At 50.6% G+C, this 21,315-nt stretch carries 14 protein-coding genes; 10 read left to right on the top strand and 4 right to left on the bottom strand.

The genetic code is table 11. The features are described from left to right. Positions 1-30: 30 nt before the first annotated feature. The 4 genes from gyrB to dnaA all read right to left on the bottom strand — a co-directional run bounded on the left by gyrB (position 31) and on the right by dnaA (position 6,488). Positions 31-2,445 (bottom strand): DNA topoisomerase (ATP-hydrolyzing) subunit B, encoded by a 2,415-nt coding sequence (gene gyrB, locus ACO6UY_RS02000; protein WP_422444478.1) that lies wholly within the window; start codon positions 2,443-2,445, stop codon positions 31-33. Beyond that, the gene (gene recF, locus ACO6UY_RS01995) at positions 2,438-3,589 is read right to left on the bottom strand and encodes a DNA replication/repair protein RecF (protein ID WP_422444740.1); all 1,152 of its coding nucleotides are present in this window, start codon (positions 3,587-3,589) and stop codon (positions 2,438-2,440) included. The genes gyrB and recF overlap by 8 nt, the downstream gene beginning before the upstream one ends. A gap of 98 nt (positions 3,590-3,687) precedes the next feature. After that, positions 3,688-4,791 (bottom strand): DNA polymerase III subunit beta, encoded by a 1,104-nt coding sequence (gene dnaN / locus ACO6UY_RS01990; protein ID WP_422444476.1) that lies wholly within the window; start codon positions 4,789-4,791, stop codon positions 3,688-3,690. A 62-nt stretch (positions 4,792-4,853) separates the two neighbouring features. Further along, on the bottom strand, positions 4,854-6,488 hold the full coding sequence (dnaA, locus tag ACO6UY_RS01985; protein WP_422444474.1) for a chromosomal replication initiator protein DnaA: 1,635 nt from the start codon (positions 6,486-6,488) through the stop codon (positions 4,854-4,856). A 319-nt stretch (positions 6,489-6,807) separates the two neighbouring features. On the opposite strand from dnaA, the gene ACO6UY_RS01980 reads away from it, so the two are divergent. The 10 genes from ACO6UY_RS01980 (at position 6,808) to ACO6UY_RS01935 (ending at position 20,835) form a co-directional block, all read left to right on the top strand. Then, a complete protein-coding gene (locus ACO6UY_RS01980; RefSeq protein WP_422488901.1) occupies positions 6,808-6,966 on the top strand; it encodes a hypothetical protein in 159 nt (52 codons plus the stop codon). Between the two features lie 676 nt (positions 6,967-7,642). Beyond that, entirely contained in the window at positions 7,643-9,922 is a 2,280-nt protein-coding gene (locus ACO6UY_RS01975) for a hypothetical protein (RefSeq protein ID WP_422488899.1), read from the top strand. 112 nt (positions 9,923-10,034) lie between these two features. Then, positions 10,035-10,169 carry a 50S ribosomal protein L34 gene (gene rpmH, locus ACO6UY_RS01970; protein ID WP_081622094.1) on the top strand — a complete coding sequence of 45 codons (135 nt, stop codon included), beginning with the start codon at positions 10,035-10,037 and terminating at the stop codon, positions 10,167-10,169. A gap of 30 nt (positions 10,170-10,199) precedes the next feature. Continuing rightward, on the top strand, positions 10,200-10,577 hold the full coding sequence (gene rnpA / locus ACO6UY_RS01965; RefSeq protein ID WP_101748624.1) for a ribonuclease P protein component: 378 nt from the start codon (positions 10,200-10,202) through the stop codon (positions 10,575-10,577). A 236-nt stretch (positions 10,578-10,813) separates the two neighbouring features. Then, positions 10,814-11,140: a membrane protein insertion efficiency factor YidD gene (gene yidD / locus ACO6UY_RS01960; RefSeq protein ID WP_269672164.1), complete on the top strand. Its 327-nt coding sequence runs from the start codon at positions 10,814-10,816 to the stop codon at positions 11,138-11,140. Further along, entirely contained in the window at positions 11,116-12,780 is a 1,665-nt protein-coding gene (gene yidC / locus ACO6UY_RS01955) for a membrane protein insertase YidC (RefSeq protein WP_422444469.1), read from the top strand. Before yidD ends, yidC begins: the two co-directional genes overlap by 25 nt. A 220-nt stretch (positions 12,781-13,000) precedes the next feature. Further along, positions 13,001-16,063: a LysM peptidoglycan-binding domain-containing protein gene (locus ACO6UY_RS01950; RefSeq protein ID WP_422444467.1), complete on the top strand. Its 3,063-nt coding sequence runs from the start codon at positions 13,001-13,003 to the stop codon at positions 16,061-16,063. A 66-nt stretch (positions 16,064-16,129) separates the two neighbouring features. Further along, on the top strand, positions 16,130-17,518 hold the full coding sequence (gene mnmE / locus ACO6UY_RS01945) for a tRNA uridine-5-carboxymethylaminomethyl(34) synthesis GTPase MnmE (protein ID WP_422444465.1): 1,389 nt from the start codon (positions 16,130-16,132) through the stop codon (positions 17,516-17,518). A 126-nt stretch (positions 17,519-17,644) separates the two neighbouring features. Next, the gene (locus ACO6UY_RS01940) at positions 17,645-19,066 is read left to right on the top strand and encodes an F-box/WD repeat-containing protein (protein ID WP_422444463.1); all 1,422 of its coding nucleotides are present in this window, start codon (positions 17,645-17,647) and stop codon (positions 19,064-19,066) included. 260 nt (positions 19,067-19,326) lie between these two features. Next, entirely contained in the window at positions 19,327-20,835 is a 1,509-nt protein-coding gene (locus tag ACO6UY_RS01935; RefSeq protein WP_422444461.1) for an F-box/WD repeat-containing protein, read from the top strand. Positions 20,836-21,315 lie beyond the last annotated feature (480 nt).

The following is a 21,315-nucleotide window of genomic DNA, read 5'->3' as shown; positions in this document are numbered from 1 at the left end:
GCCGGTTAAAACCGGCACGACTGAACTGGATTAAATATCGAGATTGGCAACATTCAATGCATTGCTTTCGATAAACTCTCTGCGGGGTTCGACATGATCCCCCATCAGCGTATTGAAGATCTGGTCTGCGGCAATCGCGTCTTCAATGGTGACCTTCAGCATTCTGCGGACATCCGGATCCATGGTGGTCTCCCACAGCTGATCCGGGTTCATCTCACCCAGTCCCTTATAACGCTGGATGTAATGGCGTTTGGTGGATTCACTCATCAGCCACTCAAGGGCTTCCTCAAAGGAAGCGACATCCCTCTTTCGCTCCCCTTTCTGGACAAAGGCACCCTCCTCGATCAATCCCTGCAATTTATGACCGAGGGAAACGATCTTGCCATAGTTGGCAGATGAGAAGAAATCCGCATTCCAGCGATAGTGGCTATCGACACCGTGGGCAATAATCGTCACCTTGGGCAACCAGACATTGAGCTCCCGATCTTCCTCTACCGAGAAGGTCATGGTACTGCCGGCGTCTTTCAGGTTCTCAATTCTCTCGCTCAGTTGGGCAACCCAGGACTCCATTATGCTCTTATCAGCCAGGCTCTCCGCCGTCACTTCGGGCATGTAAATCATTTCACGGAGCACCGAGACGGGGTAAATACGGGACAGCTTATCGGCCACTTTATGGACATCTCTGAACTCTTTCACCAGTTCTTCAAGGGGCTGATCGCTGATCCCGGGAGCATTTTCGTTAACATGCAGGCTGGCATTTTCCAGTGCTGACTGGGTCAGGTAACCATCCAGCGCACCATCATCTTTCAGGTACTGCTCCTGCTTGCCACGCTTAACCTTATAAAGTGGCGGCTGAGCAATATAGATGTAGCCATTTTCAATCAGCTCAGGCATCTGCCGGAAGAAGAAAGTCAATAGCAGTGTACGGATGTGCGATCCATCCACATCCGCATCGGTCATGATAATGATGTTATGGTAGCGGAGCTTGTCAATATTGAACTCCGTACGACCAATACCACACCCAAGGGCTGTAATCAGGGTTCCGACTTCCTGGGAGGAGAGCATCTTGTCAAAGCGGGCTTTCTCAACGTTCAGGATTTTACCCTTGAGAGGCAGGATCGCCTGAGTCTTCCGGTTGCGGCCCTGCTTGGCGGATCCGCCCGCCGAGTCACCCTCTACTATATAGAGTTCAGAAAGTGCCGGGTCTTTCTCCTGGCAGTCCGCCAGTTTGCCTGGCAAGCCGGCAATGTCCAGGGCACCTTTACGGCGGGTCATTTCACGGGCCTTACGGGCGGCTTCACGGGCCCTGGCAGCGTCCAGCATCTTACCGACAACCGCTTTGGCTTCCTGGGGGTTTTCTACCAGGTAGTCCGCCAGGTATTTGCCCATTTCTTGCTCTACTGCGGTTTTTACCTCGGAGGACACCAGCTTGTCTTTGGTCTGGGAGGAGAATTTAGGGTCCGGCACTTTGACAGAGATGATTGCCGTCAAACCTTCACGGGCATCATCACCAGACGTAGCCACCTTGGCCGTCTTCTGGAAACCTTCCCGTTCGATATAGCCATTCAGGCTTCGGGTCAGCGCCGCACGGAAGCCCGCCAGGTGCGTTCCACCATCGCGCTGAGGGATATTGTTGGTAAAGCAGAATACCCCTTCCTGGAAGCTGTCATTCCACTGCATGGCCACTTCTACACCAATACCGTCATCCCGGGTGATTTCAAAGTGGAAGACTTTATTGATGGTGCTTTTATTCTGGTTCAGGTGCTCAACAAAGGCCTTCAGACCACCATCGTATTTGAAGTCATCAACCTTGCCGGTGCGCTCATCCGTCAGCTGGATATAGACACCCGAATTCAGGAACGAGAGTTCACGCAGGCGCTTGGCCAGAATGTCGTAACTGAACTGAATATTTGAGAAGGTCTCCGGGGAAGGAATAAAGTGCAGTTCCGTACCGGTGACATCCGTTTCACCAATAATCGTTAATGGCTCTTCCGGAACCCCTTGATGGTACACCTGCTGATGAACCTTGCCATGTCGGCGGATGGTCAGTTTCAGCTGACTGGACAAGGCATTAACCACTGACACACCCACACCGTGCAAACCGCCGGATACCTTATAGGTGTTGTCATCAAATTTACCACCGGCATGAAGCACCGTCATGATTACTTCAGCGGCAGAAACGCCCTCTTCCTCATGAATATCCACAGGGATACCACGGCCATTATCCTTAACCGTGATGGACTCATCCGGGTGGATAATGACCGAAATCTTGTCACAGTGCCCCGCCAGCGCCTCATCGATGGAGTTATCAACCACCTCAAACACCATATGGTGCAGACCGGTACCATCATCGGTATCACCAATGTACATCCCCGGGCGCTTGCGGACAGCATCCAGGCCCTTGAGGACCTTAATATTGGATGCGTCGTAGTTTTGTTCACTCATGCTCTATCTCCAAAGACTCAGCCCGGCGAATACTTTGCTGACCAGGGTTCTCATGTGATGTAACAGTAACCTGCCCATGTTTCACGTGAAACATTTTCAATTCCGTTTCAGGCAACCAGCAATGTTCCAGTGCCTCCTTCTCAACACAGGTGATGAAGGTCTGGCAGTCCATTTTTTGAAACAATCGACAAAGCTTTTGTCGATTAGGGGTATCCAGTTCTGATGGCAGGTCATCGACCAGGAAGATGCACTGTTTGTCTTGCAGCGCTTTGTATAGAAAGCCCTGAGCGAGTTTCAGTGCACAGACCACCAGTTTTAATTGACCTCGTGAGAGGATATCAACCGCACTGCCTTTGCCAATCCGAATCCTTAAATCTGCCCGTTGCGGCCCGGCATGGGTATAGCCCGATTGGACATCCCGTGCCAGTCCGCTACTGAGTACTTCATGCAGCTCTCTCTCCCTATCCCAGCCTCGGTAATATTGGATAGAAAGATTATCCAGATCGGCCAATTCCGAAAGCACCTCATTGAAGACGGGCGTCAGTCTCTGGATATAATCGCCGCGTAACACGTCGATGGCATTGGCTGCTTTGGCAAACTCTATGTTCCACGAACTCAATTCAGAACCGTTTATTCTACCATGACGGAGCAGACTGTTCCGCTGTTTCAGCGCCTTCTGCATGCGTTTCCATAGCGGGAAAAAGTCATGATGTTTCACGTGAAACACGCCCCAATCGATAAAATTCCTTCTCAGCTTTGGGGAGCCTTCAAGCAAACGGAAGGTGTCCGGATTAATCACCTGTAAGGGCAGTAACCTGGCCAGCTCAGAGGTGGACTTCAGGTTCTCTCCGGACACCCGTATCTGCAGTGTTTCATCCCGAAGGTTTCTGGAAACACCAATCGGTATGGATCCCGATGGCACACCGATTCGACCAAACACCGTGCAGACCTCGGCATCACGATTGATCACCGGTTTAATTCGGGAGGTCCGAAATGATCGGGCGACCCCGAGAAGATGTATGGCCTCAAGCACGCTGGTTTTACCACTGCCATTGAGCCCGTAGAGCACGTTTACAGAAGGGGAAGGGGTAAGCGAAACAGAGGAGAGGTTTCTGATATCGGTTATGGAGAGCTGTTGAATCATATTCTGTTTATTTCCGAACCTGAGTAGCCCGGAAGCCGGATCAGGGCGAGTGTCTGATGCCACAACATCAGACACTGACTACTTCTGCCGACAGGCTGTTACAGCCTCATAGGCATAACAACATAGGTGGAGTCACCAGACTCAGACTCCTCAAGCAGCGCACTGCTGTTCGGGTCGGAGAGGGTCATCTTGATGGCCTCACCAGAAAGCACAGAAAGCACATCCAACAGGTAGCTGACGTTAAACCCGATCTCCATGGAGTCACCATGATAAGCCAGGCTCAACTCTTCTTCGGCTTCCTCCTGCTCCGGGTTGTTAGCCATTACCTTAAGCTGACCATCGGAAAGAATCAGGCGGATACCCCGGTATTTCTCATTGGACAGAATAGACGCACGCTGGAATGCCTGACGCAGTTCCTGGCGATCACCAATAATGATTTTATTGCCGCCTTTGGGAATTACCCGCTCATAGTCAGGGAACTTACCGTCCACCAGTTTGGAGGTGAACATAAAGTCGCCGGTTTTGGCTCTGATATGATTCGCACCCAGGGTAATATGAACACTCTCTTCCCCTTCGGTGAGCAGACGCGCCATCTCAAGAATACCTTTACGGGGCACGATGACCTGATGCTTGTCCTGCTGGTTGATATCGGCATCCACGCTGCACATGGCCAGACGATGACCATCGGTAGCCACCGCACGGAGACAGTTCTGGCTGACTTCGAGCAGCATGCCGTTCAGGTAGTAACGAACATCCTGCTGGGCCATGGCAAAGCCGGTACGATCAATCAGGCGACGAAGACGTGACTGGCCAATGGTAAAGGATACCGATCCGGCCTCCTCTTCAATACTGGGAAACTCATTGGCCGGTAGCGTGGAGAGGGTAAACCGGGACCGGCCAGCCTTTACCTTGACCTTCAGATCATCCTGATGCACTTCAATCAGGGTGTTTTCAGGCAGGGACTTACAGATATCCATCAGTTTTCTGGCCGGTACCGTAATCTCTCCGGCCTCCGCAACATCTTCCAGGGCGACACGGCCAACCAGTTCGACTTCCAGGTCAGTACCGGTTAACGAGAGCTGGTTTCCATCGACTACCATCAACACATTGGACAATACCGGCAGCGTCTGTCTGCGCTCAACCACACCGGCAACCAGCTGAAGTGGCTTAAGCAATGCTTCCCGATTAATGGTAAATTTCATCGCTTTCCTTTCTCTTGATATAAAAAGGTATTCACCTTTTTATGAGGTTGAATAAGGTGGAATTAACTTGTCAGTGAGCGCAACAGGTTTTTGTAATCGCTTTTGATCTCGTTATCCACTTCGACCAGTTCTTTTACTTTACGGCAAGCGTGAAGAACGGTGGTATGATCACGTCCGCCATAGGCATCACCAATCTCGGGTAAACTATGACTGGTCAACTCTTTGGAGAGTGCCATGGCGATTTGCCTTGGCCTTGCCACAGAACGACTGCGACGCTTGGAAAGAATATCCGCCACTTTGATCTTGTAGTACTCAGCAACCGTCCTCTGGATATTATCTATACTGACCTGTTTGTCCTGTAAAGCCAACAGGTCTTTCAGGGACTCGCGGATCAGATCAATATCAATACGGCGTCCCATAAAGTGCGCACTGGCGATCACCCGCTTCAGGGCACCTTCGAGTTCACGCACATTGGAACGGATTCTCTGGGCAATAAAGAAGGCGGCTTCATGGGGCAGTTCCACTTTCTGCTGTTCTGCCTTTTTCATCAGAATGGCGACACGGGTTTCCAGTTCGGGCGGCTCCACGGCTACCGTTAAACCCCAGCCAAATCGGGACTTCAGCCGCTCTTCAACGCCGCTGATCTCCTTTGGGTAACGGTCACAGGTCAGAATCATCTGCTGACCACCTTCCAGCAACGCATTGAAGGTGTGGAAAAACTCTTCCTGTGAACGCTCTTTACCGGCAAAAAACTGGATATCATCAATCAGTAGCGCATCAACAGAACGATAGTACTTTTTAAAGTCATTAATGGCATTCAGCTGCAGTGCTTTCACCATATCCGCAACAAAGCGCTCGGAGTGTAAATAAACAACTCTGGCATTACGGTTCTGCTTGACCAGGAAGTTACCCACCGCATGCATCAAGTGAGTTTTACCCAGACCAACACCGCCGTACAAGAACAGCGGATTGTAGGAAGCACCGGGGTTTTCTGCTACCTGCCGAGCAGCCGCCAGGGCCAGCTGGTTTGATTTACCCTCAACAAAGGTTTCAAAAGTGAACCCAGTGTTCAGCGAACTGTGATGCTTGATAGACCCTTCAACTTCAACCTGCCGCACCGGGACAGGCTCTTCAGGCGTAGCACTCACCGACTCTTTCAGCGGGTTTACCTTGATCTGGGCGGGCTCTTCTGTCTGCCTGCTGTCATCTTCCTGAAAACCGGAGTCTGATACCAGATCCGGCTCAGGGGTATTGTCCTGCGCGACCGTTAAAGCCGACACCAGCTCATGGGTGACCACAGAACGCTCAATAGCGGCATGTTTCAGCGGGTTCTCAATGGGTTTCTCAGAAACGGTCACCGTTGCCGCAGGCTGAATCTCTCTGGGTGGCACTTCCCTGAGCTGAGGCTCTCTTGGCCGTGCAGATCGCTTGCTCAGTGAGGGGGGCCGACGATTGGACACCGCCAACGCGACGGCTGGAGAGTCCCCATCGGACAGTTCATCCAGAATCTCTTCGATTCTTGGCAAAAACTTCTCTTTCACCCAGTCGGCAACAAACCGGTTGGGAGCCAGTAAACACAAATCGTGTTCGTCCCCCATCACTTTCAAAGGGCGAATCCAGGTATTGAATTGCTGAGAAGACAGCTCATCCTGCAGGATATCGATACATTTTTGCCACAGCTCAAGGGGCACAGGCACTCTCCTACTCTCCTACTCTCCCGCTCTCCCACCCATCTCCGGATATAGATAAGGATCAGAATCAGGATCAGGATCAGGATTTAATACGGGTATCACTGAAGCCGGTCAGACAGCCTGCTGAAGACCTTCAGGTATGAAATAACGATTGGATAGACAAAAGGGAATTGTATCCTTTCTGGCAAAAGTTATCCACACCTGCAAAACAGGACAACAGATCATCCGCCAGGAATAATATCCTTATAATTCAATAAGTTGAAAATAAAACAGCCATAATGCGGAGGAAAATATTGCTTGCTACTCCCTGTGGGTAGGTCCGTTTATGAATGGCAATAAACCTTATGATTTTCCTGTGGGTAAATTGAATAACAAGCGAGCTGTGGATAACAGTCATAATTATCCACAAGCCATCAAGACCAAAACAACAACATACCTCCGGGATTTCTACAAAAAAGCACACATCCTCAAAGGCAGACGATAACTGGCATAAACGGAGTTATCCACAGAAAAAACCTCCCTAAATAATTACATTAAAATCAAAAACACATCACATAAGAGATAACTTATCTATTTATATATCTGTGAATCGCTGCCTGGTGATTAACATTATTTGATCTTTTGTACTAACTTGAACAGGGTGTTCCAAAGCCATACCAACAAAATAAAATTCATTCATTATGTTAGATCCGCTATCAAGGCTAACGGCTGTGCTGGATGCACAAATGCCCATGGCTAACAATGAGGTCACAGGGCACTTGGCTAGCCAGGGTGCTTTCGGGCGATGTGTGAAGGATGCCAGTCAAACAGAAAAGAAACTGCCCGAGCAGTCCGTGGCCAATATAAACTCGACTGCCCGGGAAGGTAGAAATGGATTCAGGCAGATCTCAAAGGGAACCGTTTTTCAGCTGAACCGGTACAAGATAAATCCTTTGTTAGAAATGGAATTTATGCCGACATACGGGGGATTTAAGGCAATCGGGTACTATTGTTGCCTGGATAGGAATCAATTGCAGAGTAAAATCAGTCTGTTCCGTAAAATGATTCCAAAGTTGACCCTGGAAATCGGTCAAATTGCCAGGAACAAAAACTTGTCAATGTTGTCTGAGAGGATTCAGCGTTTGTGTTTTAACTGCATATTCGTGCAGGATGCGTTGAGTTTGGATCCATCGATGAGGAACAACTGCAAGCTCCACAGATTGGAACAGCAGATGTGCCATTATGACGATCAGCTTGTGGAGTGTTTGCTCAGTTACCAGCCAGATACTCCTGATGAACAGCAAGAGCTGTTTATTATGTGTATCTGGTATCTGAGCCTGCTGGTAATTTCTGATAGAGGTCGAAGTGCTAACACTCTGGTTATCAACCGCAAGGTGGTCGCTCTTTTGGACGATGGCCTAATTCGGGAGATTGATAAAGAGAGAGCCCGGCTGCGTATGTCCTGCCTCTATTCGGCCGATGATCCCACCATGGACGATCAGAGATTGTCGAAGATTCTGTTTGGCCAAATCATGACTTCGTTGGGGAACATCCGCTGTTACAGTCTTGATATTGCCAAATGTGAAAAGCTGTATGACATTGTTGAACAACTGGTTACCTCAGACCCGATATTCCGCCTGGAACAGGATGCTGAGGATTTGCCCACTCAATGGCAGCAGATAAAAGCGCATTTGCTTGAATTAACCACCACCACGATCCAGAACGTCAAGGGCATAAGAAAGGATTTTATGGGCGTTGGCGAATTCGATGAGACCTGTACGCTCGAGTATGCGTTCTACTGTCTTGGTTTTTGGCAAAGCGGATTCTGCTCGCCGGACATTGGCCTGATCGCTTTGCAGACTCTGTACCAGAACCGCTCGCTGCCATCCGTCAAAGAACTATTGGTAAATTCGCAGAAAGCGGCCTGTAACGATGGCCAGGATAATCCGGCGCTGTATGCCCTTATGGAGTTTCTGATCAATTATGCCTGTGAGGATAGTGTTGCCAGAGTCGAGAATGATGACCTGAGATATTACCTGAAAAGCCTGATCTTTTATCTGGATGGACAGCTCGACAAGGCCATTGCTCAGGCCCGGTTATCCCGTTTGCCAGAGGCTTTCTGGCTGCTTGGCTCACTCCAGATGAGTAAAGAAAATGCGAATACTGAAGAAGCCATTGCCAGTATTGAATCAGCCATTATGCGTGGTGTGGAAGCGGGCAAGCTGAAGCTGGCTCTGCTGTTGTTAAAATCCAGGGAACCGGACCTGTTGAAAATTTCCGGTTTACTCAATGATGTGCTGGAACACTATGGCAGTTTAGGTGCAGTCAAGCTGCAGAGTGAGCTGGCCGAGGTCCGCGACAGCCTGGAGTTAAGTGCTGAAGCCAGTTCAGTGGTGAATTCCCCTGCATTGAACGATGACTGGCTGCTGAGTGATGACATGCCAAAACGGTCATCGGCTGTAGCCCCCAGAAATAAAAACAAAGGCAAGCGGTCCAAATATAAAAGAGCGGGCTCCAGGGGCGGCAAAGAGCGTTCAGCAGCCGACAGCCACAAAACAGGCAGGGCAAATAAAGCAGCTGGTGCTGAAAACCGGCCGGCAGTGGATATTGCCCAGGCCGTTGTTCCGCAACGTCAAACCCAATGGCTTACCCAATACGATATGGCGATCCTGAGTCTGTCGGTTACCCATGCCATATCCTGCCGGGGGTACGACCAGGCCTATGAGTTGCTCCTGGCAGCCAATGAAAAGGTCAACTGGGATTTTCAGCAAGCCACCATCGCCCGGCTGGATTTGTGGCGCCTGCGGGAGCTGGCCAATAACCGCCAGTATTTGCAGTTGTTAAGTCAATCAGTGCAGGCAGGGGAGCAGATCATTGAATTCTCGGTAATCCCCCAGCAAAGCCCCCTGCTTGGCCAGTTCGGGCTGGCCCGGAGTGAGTGCATTCCCCTGACCGCCGACATCAGAGTAGCCCGTGATGCACTGCGTCATCTGGTGATCGATAAATCCTTAAACTGGCTCTGTTTTCTCCATGCAGAACCGTTGGCTCTGGAGAATCACAAACGGCGATGGCAAGATCATCCGCTGGAGACGGCCAAACAGCAGTTAACAGATTTTGAGCACAGTCTGTCCATGGCATTTACCACCGCTTCCTATCTGTCGATGCTTGGGCATCTCTACGGAGATATTGCCCGGGACCGGGACCCTGCTGATGGTACCGAAGAGATCCGGCGGATCAGGGCATTGTCGGCCGCGTTTTACGAGGCTGCCAACAAGTTCAATGAATGGCGCAACCGCCTGAAAAATGATGGTGTATTAAACAGCCGGATCGCTAAGGCCACCCCTTTGGGCAACCTGCAGAAAATTCGTGCAATGCAGGGCAGAACCTGCCGGGAAAAAATTGAAAACCAGCTTTACGGCGATGATCATCAACCCGGGACGGAAAGAGCGAAGGAAGTGTAGGGAGAAACAACGGGTAGTAATGCGGTGCTTCTTGACAAATGCAAATTGACGCTAACCCTGCAATTACTTAGAATGCCCGTCTTTTGTAAGTCCATTAAGACGAGTAACCACGATGAAAAGAACTTTCCAGCCAAGCAACCTGAAGCGCAAGCGTAACCACGGCTTCCGTGCGCGCATGGCTACCAAGAACGGCCGTGCGGTAATCAACCGTCGTCGAGCTAAGGGACGCAAGCGTCTGTCAGCCTGATCAACCGCCTGTGGCTAAGAGAGCATCAGTGTGAGCTTATCTTTTAGCCGTGCATCACGGCTACGCTCCTCGGCTGATTTCAAACAGGTATTTGATACAACGGATATCAAGGTATCCAGCAGACAGCTTCTGATACTGGCAAAAGCCAATGAGCTTGGCCGGGCAAGACTGGGACTGGTGGTTGCCAAAAAAAATATTCGTACTGCCGTTGGCCGAAACCGGGCCAAACGTCATATCCGGGAAACCTTTCGTCTGCAACAGGATGAAGTTGGTAACCTGGATATTGTCGTTCTGGTCCGGAAAGGTTTCAGTGATCTGAATGACAGTGACCTGAACCTGCTACTCAACCAGCAGTGGCAAAGGTTGAAACGAAGGCTGCACGAATGGGAAGCGTCGGCATCACGTTGATATCCAACCTGAAGAAAATGCCAGAGTTAACAGGAAGCCCCGGGGTTTTTCCTGTTCGGCTCGACCAGGCTCAGAAAGCTTTCTTATAAAACAGCCGCAGTTGAGTGTCGACTGTCTGAGGCTGTTGCCCGCACAGGGCATGTTAATAAGCAATAAGGCTTTGATCTGGCTAAAGGCTTGCTATAGAGCCAAGGGTTTTCTATAGGACTAAGGGCGCCGACAAAATGAAGGCATTTATGGGCAGATTAGCAACTATCCCCCGATCATTGCTGACCGGACTGATCAGGATATACCGCTATGCGCTAAGTCCTCTGATGCCCAGCCGGTGCCGCTTTTACCCCTCTTGCTCTGCCTACGGCCTGGAAGCCTTAAATCGTCATGGTTTTCTGACTGGTAGCAAGCTTATCTTGCTCCGACTACTGAGGTGCCACCCCTGGCATCCAGGAGGATTTGACCCGGTACCGGAAAAAGATTCTGGTGATCATCGGACACAATCAGACAATCATATTCATTCACCTGAATGTGTGGCCCGGAACTCATGGATTTCCAAAGAACACTCCTGATCGGCGCTATTGCTGTAGTTGGTGTTTTAACACTGCAGCAATGGAATGAAGACTATCCCGGTACGCCGAAGTCGGCATCCGTCGCTCACTCCGTATCCAGCAGTCAAGCTGGTTCCGATCTGCCGTCGCTGACTGATGGCAACACTATTCCCGCCACCGACGATGGTGCGGTAAAACCTTCTGCCCAGCTTATCAGCGTCAAGACCAATACCATTGATGCGCTGATTGACCCTGCCGGTGGCGATATCATCAGCCTGACCCTGCCGCAATACCCGGCATGGTTGCCGGAAGAAGGTGAGCCAACGGTGCCTTTCCAGCTTCTGGTGAACAGCCCGGACTGTCAGGGAGAAACCACCTGTGTCTTCACTGCACAGAGTGCGCTGGCAAAAACCGATGGCCCGGACGCGAACAACCTTCGCGGGGTTTACCAGGTAACGCAGGCCAATTACACGCTTGAGGATGGTGAGAACACGTTGACCGTTGATCTCCATAAAACCATGGATGGCGTCGACATTACCAAAACCTTCACCTTCTATCGTGACCGCTACGATGTTGCTGTTCATTACCAGGTGATCAATAACAGCAATAAGGTGTGGCGTGATCAGTTTTATGCCCAGCTGAAGCGGGATAATTCAGAAGATCCAAGTCAGCTTAACTCCAAAGCGCCAATGAATACTTACCTGGGCGCAGCGGTTCGTTCGAATGATGAGCCGTACACCAAGCTGCCATTTGATGATTTTTCTGATAAGGCATTTGCAGAGCGGGTTCAGGGTGGTTATGCCGCCATGCTCCAGCACTACTTTGTCAGTGCCTGGGTTCCTGATCAACAGAAAGCCCATCAGTATTACACCAAGCAGAACAAAGATGGCTACAACTTCGTCGGCTTCTATGACGATGCCATGGTGGCTCAGCCCGGTGAAACCATTGAGACCGGTGCCACTTTGTATGTTGGTCCAAAGAACCAGGAAAACCTGAAGTCTTTGTCCGATGGTCTTGAGCTGACCGTTGACTACGGCATGCTCTGGTTCCTGGCGCAGCCACTGTTTACCATCCTGAAGTGGATTCACTCGCTGGTTGGTAACTGGGGCTGGTCCATCATTCTGCTGACGGTACTGGTCAAGGCGGTATTCTATCCATTGAATGCCACCAGCTTCCGCTCCATGGCGAAAATGCGCAAACTGGGGCCCAAGCTTCAGGAGATGAAAGAGAAGTATGGCGATGATCGCCAGAAAATGTCTCAGGCCATGATGGAGCTGTACAAGAAGGAGAAGGTCAACCCGATGGGGGGCTGTCTGCCGATTCTGGTCCAGATGCCGGTGTTCATTGCCCTGTACTGGACTCTGCTGGAGTCGGTGGAGTTGCGTCAGGCTCCATGGCTGGGCTGGATTCACGACCTGTCCCAGATGGATCCGTACTTTATCCTGCCGCTGATCATGGGGGCTTCGATGTTCATTCAGCAGATGCTGAACCCGACACCGCCAGATCCTGTGCAGGCTAAAGTGATGAAGATGATGCCGGTGATCTTCACCTTCTTCTTCCTGTTCTTCCCGGCGGGTCTGGTTCTGTACTGGGTGACCAACAACGTGCTGTCGATTATCCAGCAGTACATTATTACCCGCAAAATCGAACAAGAAGGCTAAGCCTTTTGCCAAGCAGCTTTCCCGGTTAAAGCTGCTTCGCTCCCCTCTCTTCTCCTCACCTTCGCTTTGATAAAACCCTCTTCTGAAAAGTGCCTGCCCATAGGCATGCTGATGCGGTAAAAAATAGCGCCTGAATTTTCTACAGTTGCCGGGGGCTGAACCGATAAACAGTTAGTAACTTGGCCTTCCCACGTTGGGCTAACTGGATAAGATCAGCAACATGATTAAAAAACTGATAAGCACAGCCATAGTAAGCAGTGTTATCGGGAGCGCATCAGCCAATCCTGAGCTGGGGTATATGACCATTGGTACTGATCAGTACCAACTACTCAATGCGACCATTGCCATTGATGCTCTGCCGTCAGAACTTACCAATAAGAAGCTGAAGGTAAAGCTTGGCTCTATTACCGAATTTTCCCGGCATAATATTGAGTATGACAAGCAGGTCTCCAGTCTGCGCTTTAAAGTGGCCAAAGATAGTGATGGCAAGCCGCTGATCAAGGTTCGCTCTGTTCGGGAAATTACCACCAACAAACTGAAGGCTGTGATCAAGTTGACGGTGGGAAGTCAGAAAATATATGGCATCTATGATTTCAAGTTAACGCCCGGTAACAAACAGCAAGTTACCTTAAATCTGCTTAACGCTGACCATAAGCCTGAACAGCCGATTACCACCGCCAAAGCCCGACAGCCCTACACTTCGGTTCAGCCATTACCCTCTGAGACCAGTATTACCGCGTCAGACGCCGATGTTTTTACGATGTCTTCCGGCGGGCATTACCGGGTCAAGGCGGGGCAAAGCATCAGTGGCATTGCCATGGAGTTGCTGCCCCGGTATCCGGAAGTGGCCAACTGGCGAACCCTGATGAACCAGCTGGCCTCTCTGAATCCAGAGGCCTTCATTAATGGTGATATCAATAAACTGCGGGTTAATACGCGGTTGCAACTGCCAGGAACGCTCCAGGGAAACAATCAGGTATCATGGGCTTCGGTAAAAACATCTGATACAGCCAAGCCTTCGGGCAAAACCAACGTTGCCCACAGTCAACACGGGCAAGCACCTTCGACGGTCAGCCACTCGTTAAACTCAACCATTATCATCAAAGACCTGCCAGAAGGCCTTGCCGGCAAAGACAACCTCAAGGTTCAGTTGGGCTCAATTACCGACTATTACCGACAAGGCATCGATTATAATCAGCAGGTTGCGGGTCTTCAGTTTGATATAACGGCGAATAGCAACAGAGAAACGGTGCTCAGGGCTCGCTCGACCCGTAACATCAATGCCAGGCAACTGACGGCTGTGGTCAGGTTTTCGGCGGGAAGAAAAAAGGCCTATGGCATTTATGAAATTCGTCCCGGCAACAACGGGCGACACATTGCTTTTAACCTGTTAGATATCAAGGGCGGGAAAAAGCCACAAGTTGTCAAGAATAGCGCCCCGGCAAAAACACCCGATGACACCGCTAAAAAGCAGGCGTTGGCGGCATTAAGCAGCAAACTGAAGTCCTACGAACAGGAACCGAACCACTCTTCCGACCAATCGTTTCATCAGGATACCTCACCGTCAAAGACCTCCGGTGATGTTGCCAAAACGCAGGCATTGGCAGCATTGCGTAAGAAACTGGATGGATACAGGCAGGCCAGGGAAAACCGTCCATCCGGGACAGCAGATAACGTATTGACCGGAAGAATCAACCGTAACGATGCTCAACCCTCTTCAATGGCAGGGCAGAAAACGTACCGCGTTGCCAAAGGTGAAAGTCTAAGCTCCATCGCCATGAAGCTAAGCAACGCTTATCCGGGCAGCTGGCGAGAGGTCATGAAAGGTCTGGTGAGCAGTAACCCTGGCGCATTTATCGGCGGTGATATTAACAAGCTACGTGTGGGAACCTTGTTAAACCTCCCTGACGCCGGTCATCCTGATCGTCTTGATAAAGCCATGCCCCGTGGCAATTTGATGGCAGGACAGAAAACGTATCGGGTTGCCAAAGGTGACACGCTAAGCACTATCGCCATGAGGCTGAGCAAGGCTGACCGGAGCTCAATGGGCTGGCGCTGGGTAATGAAAGGTCTGGTGAGAAATAACCTTGATGCATTTATCGGCGGTGATATCAACAAGATACCCGCTGGAACCCTGTTAAACCTCCCTGATGCCCGTCAAAATGATCATCTTTACAGAGTTGCGGCTGGCGACAATGTCAGTACGATTGCCTGGAGAATGAAGTATAAATATCCCCATCCCACTGGATGGCGAGGGGTGATGCAACAGATCGTTTATATGAACCCCGGGGCTTTCACTGACGGTAATCCAAACAGGCTTCGGGCGAATGAAATACTGATCATGCCTGATGCCGGTGTGGTTGAGATTGAGGCGGAAAATCAGGAGTTGGCTGAACAGCAGCCAGAAATAAAGAGATCCAACGCTGATAATCACCGTAAGCGGCAGGAATTACGGCAGAAGTTGGCCGAAATAGCCAAAAAGAGGGCCGCTGCCGCTCAGCAGTCATCAGCAGCACAGGCAACCGATACGAAAAGCAGTCAGCCGAAAAAAGCACATCAGGCGTTAGCAAAGCAAGAGCGGAGGTTCTCTCCCACTTCGGAGCAAGCAGAAGCGCAGACAACAAATACCGATATTCACCGTAAGCCGGAAAAAACACATCAGACGTTGGCAAAGCTGAACCGAAAAATGCCATCGACGTTTGCAGAGCAGCCGGTGCAGCAGAAGACAGAAACTATTTATAAGGTCACTGCAAGTCAAAGTCTTGCTGCCATTGCCCATGAGCTGATCCCCGATTATCCACAGTTCGACAGCTGGTATGACTTACTCCAGGAACTGGCAAAGCTAAACCCCTCACTGTTTGTAAATAATGATATTGGTGCGATCAAAAAAGGGACTGTGTTGCAGCTACCAGAGAAACAATCCCCCAAACACACTATGGATCGCACATCCACATCATCCAAACCGGTGGAACGTATGAAAGGGGAACCCCTCAGCGTAAGACAGCCTGAGGAAACCACAGGGAATGTGACCGCCCCTTCATACAATAAAATCAGTAACTCACTGCTATCCAGAACCGGTAAGGCTCCGGTATACAAGGTTCCTGAAGGCTATACCATCAGCATGGTGGCGATTAAACTCTTGCCTCTGTATCCGGACTATGACAACTGGACATCCTTGATGGAGGACCTCTATAAACTCAACCCGGATGCTTTTATCAACAGAGATATCAACAAGCTCCGTGACAACAGCCAGTTGAAATTGCCCCGCAAGATCAGCTCATGATCCTGTACTAAAACAGGCACCGGGCATAGACTATGCCATCGTTTTAGCAGTTACCGATGGCTCGTTATGTCTGATTTCAGCAACCTTCACCAGGATACCATTGTCGCCCAGGCCACAGCCCCCGGTCGGGGAGGCGTGGGTATTATTCGGGTGTCGGGTCCTGATGCCCTGCGTGTGGCAAGAGAAGTACTGACGCTGGAGCCTAAACCGCGCTTTGCCCACTACACCCCATTTCATGATGCCTGTGGCCAGATTCTGGATGAAGGCATCGCGCTTTATTTTCCCAACCCCAACTCCTTTACCGGTGAGGATGTGCTTGAGCTTCAGGGCCATGGTGGCCCCATCATCCTTGATATGCTGCTGAAACGCATTCTTGCCCTGGGCGTCCGTCAGGCAAACCCCGGAGAGTTCTCCGAGCGGGCTTTTCTGAATGACAAACTGGATCTTGCCCAGGCTGAGGCCATTGCTGACCTGATCGACAGCACTTCAGAGCAGGCGGCACGTTCCGCCTTACGCTCACTGCAAGGCGCTTTCTCACAACGGGTCAATGCACTGGTGGAGTCGTTGATCGAACTGAGAATCTATGTTGAGGCCGCTATTGATTTCCCGGAAGAGGAAATTGACTTCCTGAACGATGGCAAAGTCACCGGTGAGCTGGCCAGTATCACGCAACAGCTTGGTGAGGTTATCCGTGAAGCGGGCCAGGGCGCGATTCTCAGGGATGGCATGACCGTAGTGATTGCCGGTCGGCCCAATGCCGGAAAATCCAGCCTGATGAATGTTCTGGCCGGCCGGGACACGGCTATTGTCACCGATATTGCCGGCACTACCCGGGATGTATTGAAAGAGCATATCAATATCGATGGCATGCCACTGCATGTGATTGATACCGCCGGTCTGCGTGAAACCGAAGACCGGGTGGAACAGATTGGTGTCGAGCGGGCTTTTAAAGCCATTGAAGAAGCTGACCGGGTGTTGCTGATGGTGGATGGATCATCAACCGAGGCAACCCATGCTCATGATATCTGGCCAGAGTTTGCCGACCGTTTGCCCGTTCAGGAGAAACTGACCATCATTCGCAATAAAATCGACCTTACCGGTGAACAGCCCGGGTTTTCAGAAGTGGATGGTGTTCCGGTTATACGACTTTGTGCCTGTAATGACCAGAAAAGCGAGCACGGGGTTGATGCTCTCAGGGAGCACCTGAAAGCCTGCATGGGATTTGAAGGGGCGATGGAAGGTAGCTTTTCTGCCCGGCGTCGTCACCTGGAGGCATTGCGACAGGCGGGAGAGTACATTGAGAACGGTCGACAGCAACTGGAGCACCTTGGAGCCGGTGAGCTGCTCGCTGAAGACCTTCGCCTTGCTCAGAAATCCCTGGGAGAAATTACCGGAACCTTTTCCAGTGATGATCTGCTGGGGCGCATCTTTTCGTCCTTTTGTATCGGGAAATAACCTATAAATACCGGGGTTGGCAAACTGAATGATCCACATTTTTCATAATGTGGATTCAGCAAGCGGCTAAATCGGATTTATTGTCTTTGCAGGAAAGAATTTTAAACTGTTTACCGGTCAGAGGATGTGAAAAGAAATATCGCTGATATTGATACCATGTACCCTGACCACTGCCAGGCAACAAGCCCGTCTGGTAACCAGGCAGGAGAAACAACGACAGAGGGGGTTTCGGTTGTTCCTCCGGAACAGGTGTCGCCTTTACTGGCATTGCCAAATGAGCTCCTGATTAAAATTTCTGACTACCTGTCTTTCGTTGATGTTAGCCACCTGGCTACAACCAGCAAGCGTTTAATTACACTTTTCAACACAGCAGAAAAACTGAAAAAACTGGCCGCTCAATATTATGGCTCTGCCTCTGATGCCTATAGAAAAATGATTGAAAACAGGGATATACCTGCTGTTCCGGGCAATGAAATTTATGACCCTTTATTACGGCTTGCTTATCATCGATACGTAAGCAATAAATACCTGGCTTCTCTGGAAAGTAATACCCTGCAAACCTCCGTGGCGACGCTGAATGGGCATACCTCCGGGGTGATCTCAGTCACGTTATTGTCTGATGGGCGGTTGGCTTCCTGTGCTGGCCAGACCATAAAGGTATGGGATCCAGGCAAGCCCCACGGGCAGCAATGCGTCATGACGCTCCATGGGCATACCTCCCTGCTGAGCTCTGTCATAGCATTGGCCGATGGGCGGCTGGCTTCCTGCTCTGAAGACACAACCGTAAAGGTGTGGGATCTGAGCAAACCCGACGACCAGCAATGCGTGGCGACGCTCAACGGGCATACCAGGGAGGTAGATTCAGTTACGCAATTGCCCGATGGGCGACTGGTTTCCTGTTCTCATGATGGGACTATTAAGGTGTGGGACCTGAGCAAACCCAACGGCCAGGAATGTGTGACGACGCTGAATGGGCATACCGATTGGGTAACCTGTGTTACGACATTGCCCGATGGGCGGCTGGCTTCCTGCTCTCTTGACGAGACCATTAAGTTGTGGGACCTGGGCAAGCCCGCCGGTGAGGCATGTGTGGCAACGCTGAATGCGCTCCGCTGGATGTTCATAATCACGCCATTGCCCGATGGGCGGCTGGCTTTCTGTTCTCATGAGGGGCCTATTAAGGTGAGGGACCTGAGCAAGCCCAACGGCCAGGAATGTGTGGTGACGCTGAATGGGCATACCGATTGGGTGAAGTCAATTGCGCTATTGCCCGATGGACGGCTGGCTTCCTGTGGTGATGATCAGACTATTAAGGTGTGGGATCTGAGCAAGCCCAACGGCCAGCAATGTGTGGCGACACTGAAAGAGCATAGCAAAGACGTGTTCTTTGTTACGCCATTGCCCGGTGGGCGACTGGCTTCCTGCTCTCTTGACGAGACCATAAAGTTGTGGGACCTGGGCAAACCAGACGAGCTGCAATGCATGGTAACGCTGAATGGGCAGCCGACTTCCTGCTCCCCCCCGCGAAAAAGAAGAAAAATCGTTTAATGATGTAAAAATTACCGGTGGTATCTGAAGTGAAAGTTGCCGCGCAATGGCCTGCCTTGAGTCCTGATCATGCTTTCGGGACCGGATTCCTGCATTCACTAATTCATTTATTTATTGAGTTAACGACGTTTTTATCGTCGGGTAGGGAAGTGGATAGAGATTTACTTTTTATCAGGGCCCAGTGATATTACCTGAATTCAGGCTGCTGATTTTTGCATTTCGAGAAAGAACTTTAGAACTGTTCACCGGTCAGAAATGGTGTGAAAAGAAATATCGCTAATATTGATAATATTCCACCTAACCACTATCAGGGAAGCAACCCGTCTGATAACCAGTCAATAGAAAAAACTACGAAGGGGGTTTCGGTTGTTCCTCCGGAACAGGTGTCGCCTTTACTGGCATTGCCAAATGAGCTCCTGATTAAAATTTCCGACTACCTGTCTTTCGTTGATGTTAGCCACCTGGCTACAACCAGCAAGCGTTTGATTACACTTTTCAACACAGAAGAAAAACTGAAAAAACTGGCCCTTCAATATTATGGCTCTGACCTTGAAGCCTATAGAAACCTGATTGAAGACAGGGATATACATATACCTGCTGTTCCGAACAATGAAATTTATGACCCGGTATTACGGCTTGCTTATCATCGATGCTTAAGCAATCAATACCTGGCTTCTCTGGAAAATAATACCTGGCAAGCCTGGGTGGCGTCGAAAAGGTATACCGTCGAAATGAACTCATGCACCGCATTGGCCGATCAACGACCGGCTTCCTGCCTACGGCTTGCTGATCATCGAAACACAAGTAATAAATACCTGAAGTCTCTGGGAATTAATACCCAAAAAACCTGCGTGGCGACACTTAAGGGGCACACTGACAGGGTGAGCTCAGTCACGGCATTGGCCGATGGGCGGCTGGTTTCCTGCTCTTTTGACAAGACCCTGAAGCTGTGGGATCTGAACCAGCCCGACGGGCAGCAATGCGTGGTGACACTCAATGGACATAGTGACAGGGTGAACTCAGTCACGACATTGCACGACGGTCGGCTGGTTTCCTGCTCTGATGACAAGACCCTGAAGGTGTGGGATCTGAACCAGCCCGACGGGCTGCAATGCGTGGCGACGCTGAATGGGCATACTGGCAGGGTGAAATCAATCACGACACTGGCCGATGGGCGATTGGCTTCCTGTGCTACTGACAGGAGCGTAAAGATCTGGGATCTGAACAAGCCCGACGGGCAACAATGCGTGGCGACGCTGGAAAGTCATAAGTCATGGGTATATTCAGTGACGCAATTGCCTGATGGGCTGCTGGTTTCCTCCTCTGAGGACAATACCGTAAAAGTGTGGGATCTGAGCAATTTCCGGGGGCCTCCATGCGTGGCAACGTTGAATGGGCATACTAACAGGGTGAATTCAGTCGCGCCACTGGCCGGTAAGCAGCTGGTTTCCTGCTCTTCTGACCAGACCGTCAAGGTATGGGATCTGAGCAATCTTTACGGGCAACCCTGCGTGGCGACGCTGCGTGAGCATAACGGTGTGGTGGACTCAGTCACGTTATTGCCCGATGGGCGGCTGGCTTCCTGCTCTTTTGACAATACCGTAAGGGTATGGGATCTGAGCTTGCCCGACGGAGAGCCGTGCGTGGCGACGCTGCATGGACATACCGACTGGGTGGTCTTTGTTACGTCATTGCCCGGTGAGCGGCTGGCTTCCTGCTCTGCTGACAATACCGTAAAGGTATGGGATCTGAGAGAGTCCAACGGGTAGTACATGGTTTCAATGAGTTTGACGGGTTGTCGTGCCTCCGCACACCGTTCGTCCCAAGCCTGTCGAAGGACCCATAGGGCCTAAAGGCGGAAACTCCGGTCTCTGATAGATCGTGCCAAGCACCCTTCGACTCCGCTCAGGGTGAACGGAGATTGTACACGTCAAACTCATTGAAACCATGTAATAGGGTAGCCATGCGTGGCGGCGTAGAATGTGCACATCGGCAGGATGAACAAAGTCATGGATGGCTGGCTCCTTGTTCCTCCTCATACAAAGAAGAAAAATCGTTTAATGATGTAAAAAATAGCAGTGGTATCTTAATGAAAGTTGCCACGCAATGGCCTGCCTCGAGCCCTTATTCTTCTGTCTTCAGGAGCAGATTCATGCACTCATTAATTCATTTATTAATTAACGAATTTTTTATAGTCGGGTCAGGAGGTGAATAGGGCTTTACTCTTTATCAGGGCGGAGTGATATAAC

This window comes from Endozoicomonas sp. ALE010, from assembly GCF_049310165.1.
Taxonomy (GTDB): Bacteria; Pseudomonadota; Gammaproteobacteria; order Pseudomonadales; family Endozoicomonadaceae; genus Endozoicomonas.
This window is presented reverse-complemented; position numbering and strand designations above follow the sequence as displayed.

What these genes read in the sequence shown, in the direction of transcription:
- ACO6UY_RS01980 (WP_422488901.1), top strand. Translation starts at nt 6,808, where the DNA reads ATGAATGGCAATAAACCTTATGATTTTCCTGTGGGTAAATTGAATAAC.
- ACO6UY_RS01950 (WP_422444467.1), top strand. Translation starts at nt 13,001, where the DNA reads ATGATTAAAAAACTGATAAGCACAGCCATAGTAAGCAGTGTTATCGGG.
- yidD (WP_269672164.1), top strand. Translation starts at nt 10,814, where the DNA reads ATGGGCAGATTAGCAACTATCCCCCGATCATTGCTGACCGGACTGATC.
- recF (WP_422444740.1), bottom strand. Translation starts at nt 3,589, where the DNA reads ATGATTCAACAGCTCTCCATAACCGATATCAGAAACCTCTCCTCTGTT.
- mnmE (WP_422444465.1), top strand. Translation starts at nt 16,130, where the DNA reads ATGTCTGATTTCAGCAACCTTCACCAGGATACCATTGTCGCCCAGGCC.
- gyrB (WP_422444478.1), bottom strand. Translation starts at nt 2,445, where the DNA reads ATGAGTGAACAAAACTACGACGCATCCAATATTAAGGTCCTCAAGGGC.
- dnaN (WP_422444476.1), bottom strand. Translation starts at nt 4,791, where the DNA reads ATGAAATTTACCATTAATCGGGAAGCATTGCTTAAGCCACTTCAGCTG.
- yidC (WP_422444469.1), top strand. Translation starts at nt 11,116, where the DNA reads ATGGATTTCCAAAGAACACTCCTGATCGGCGCTATTGCTGTAGTTGGT.
- rpmH (WP_081622094.1), top strand. Translation starts at nt 10,035, where the DNA reads ATGAAAAGAACTTTCCAGCCAAGCAACCTGAAGCGCAAGCGTAACCAC.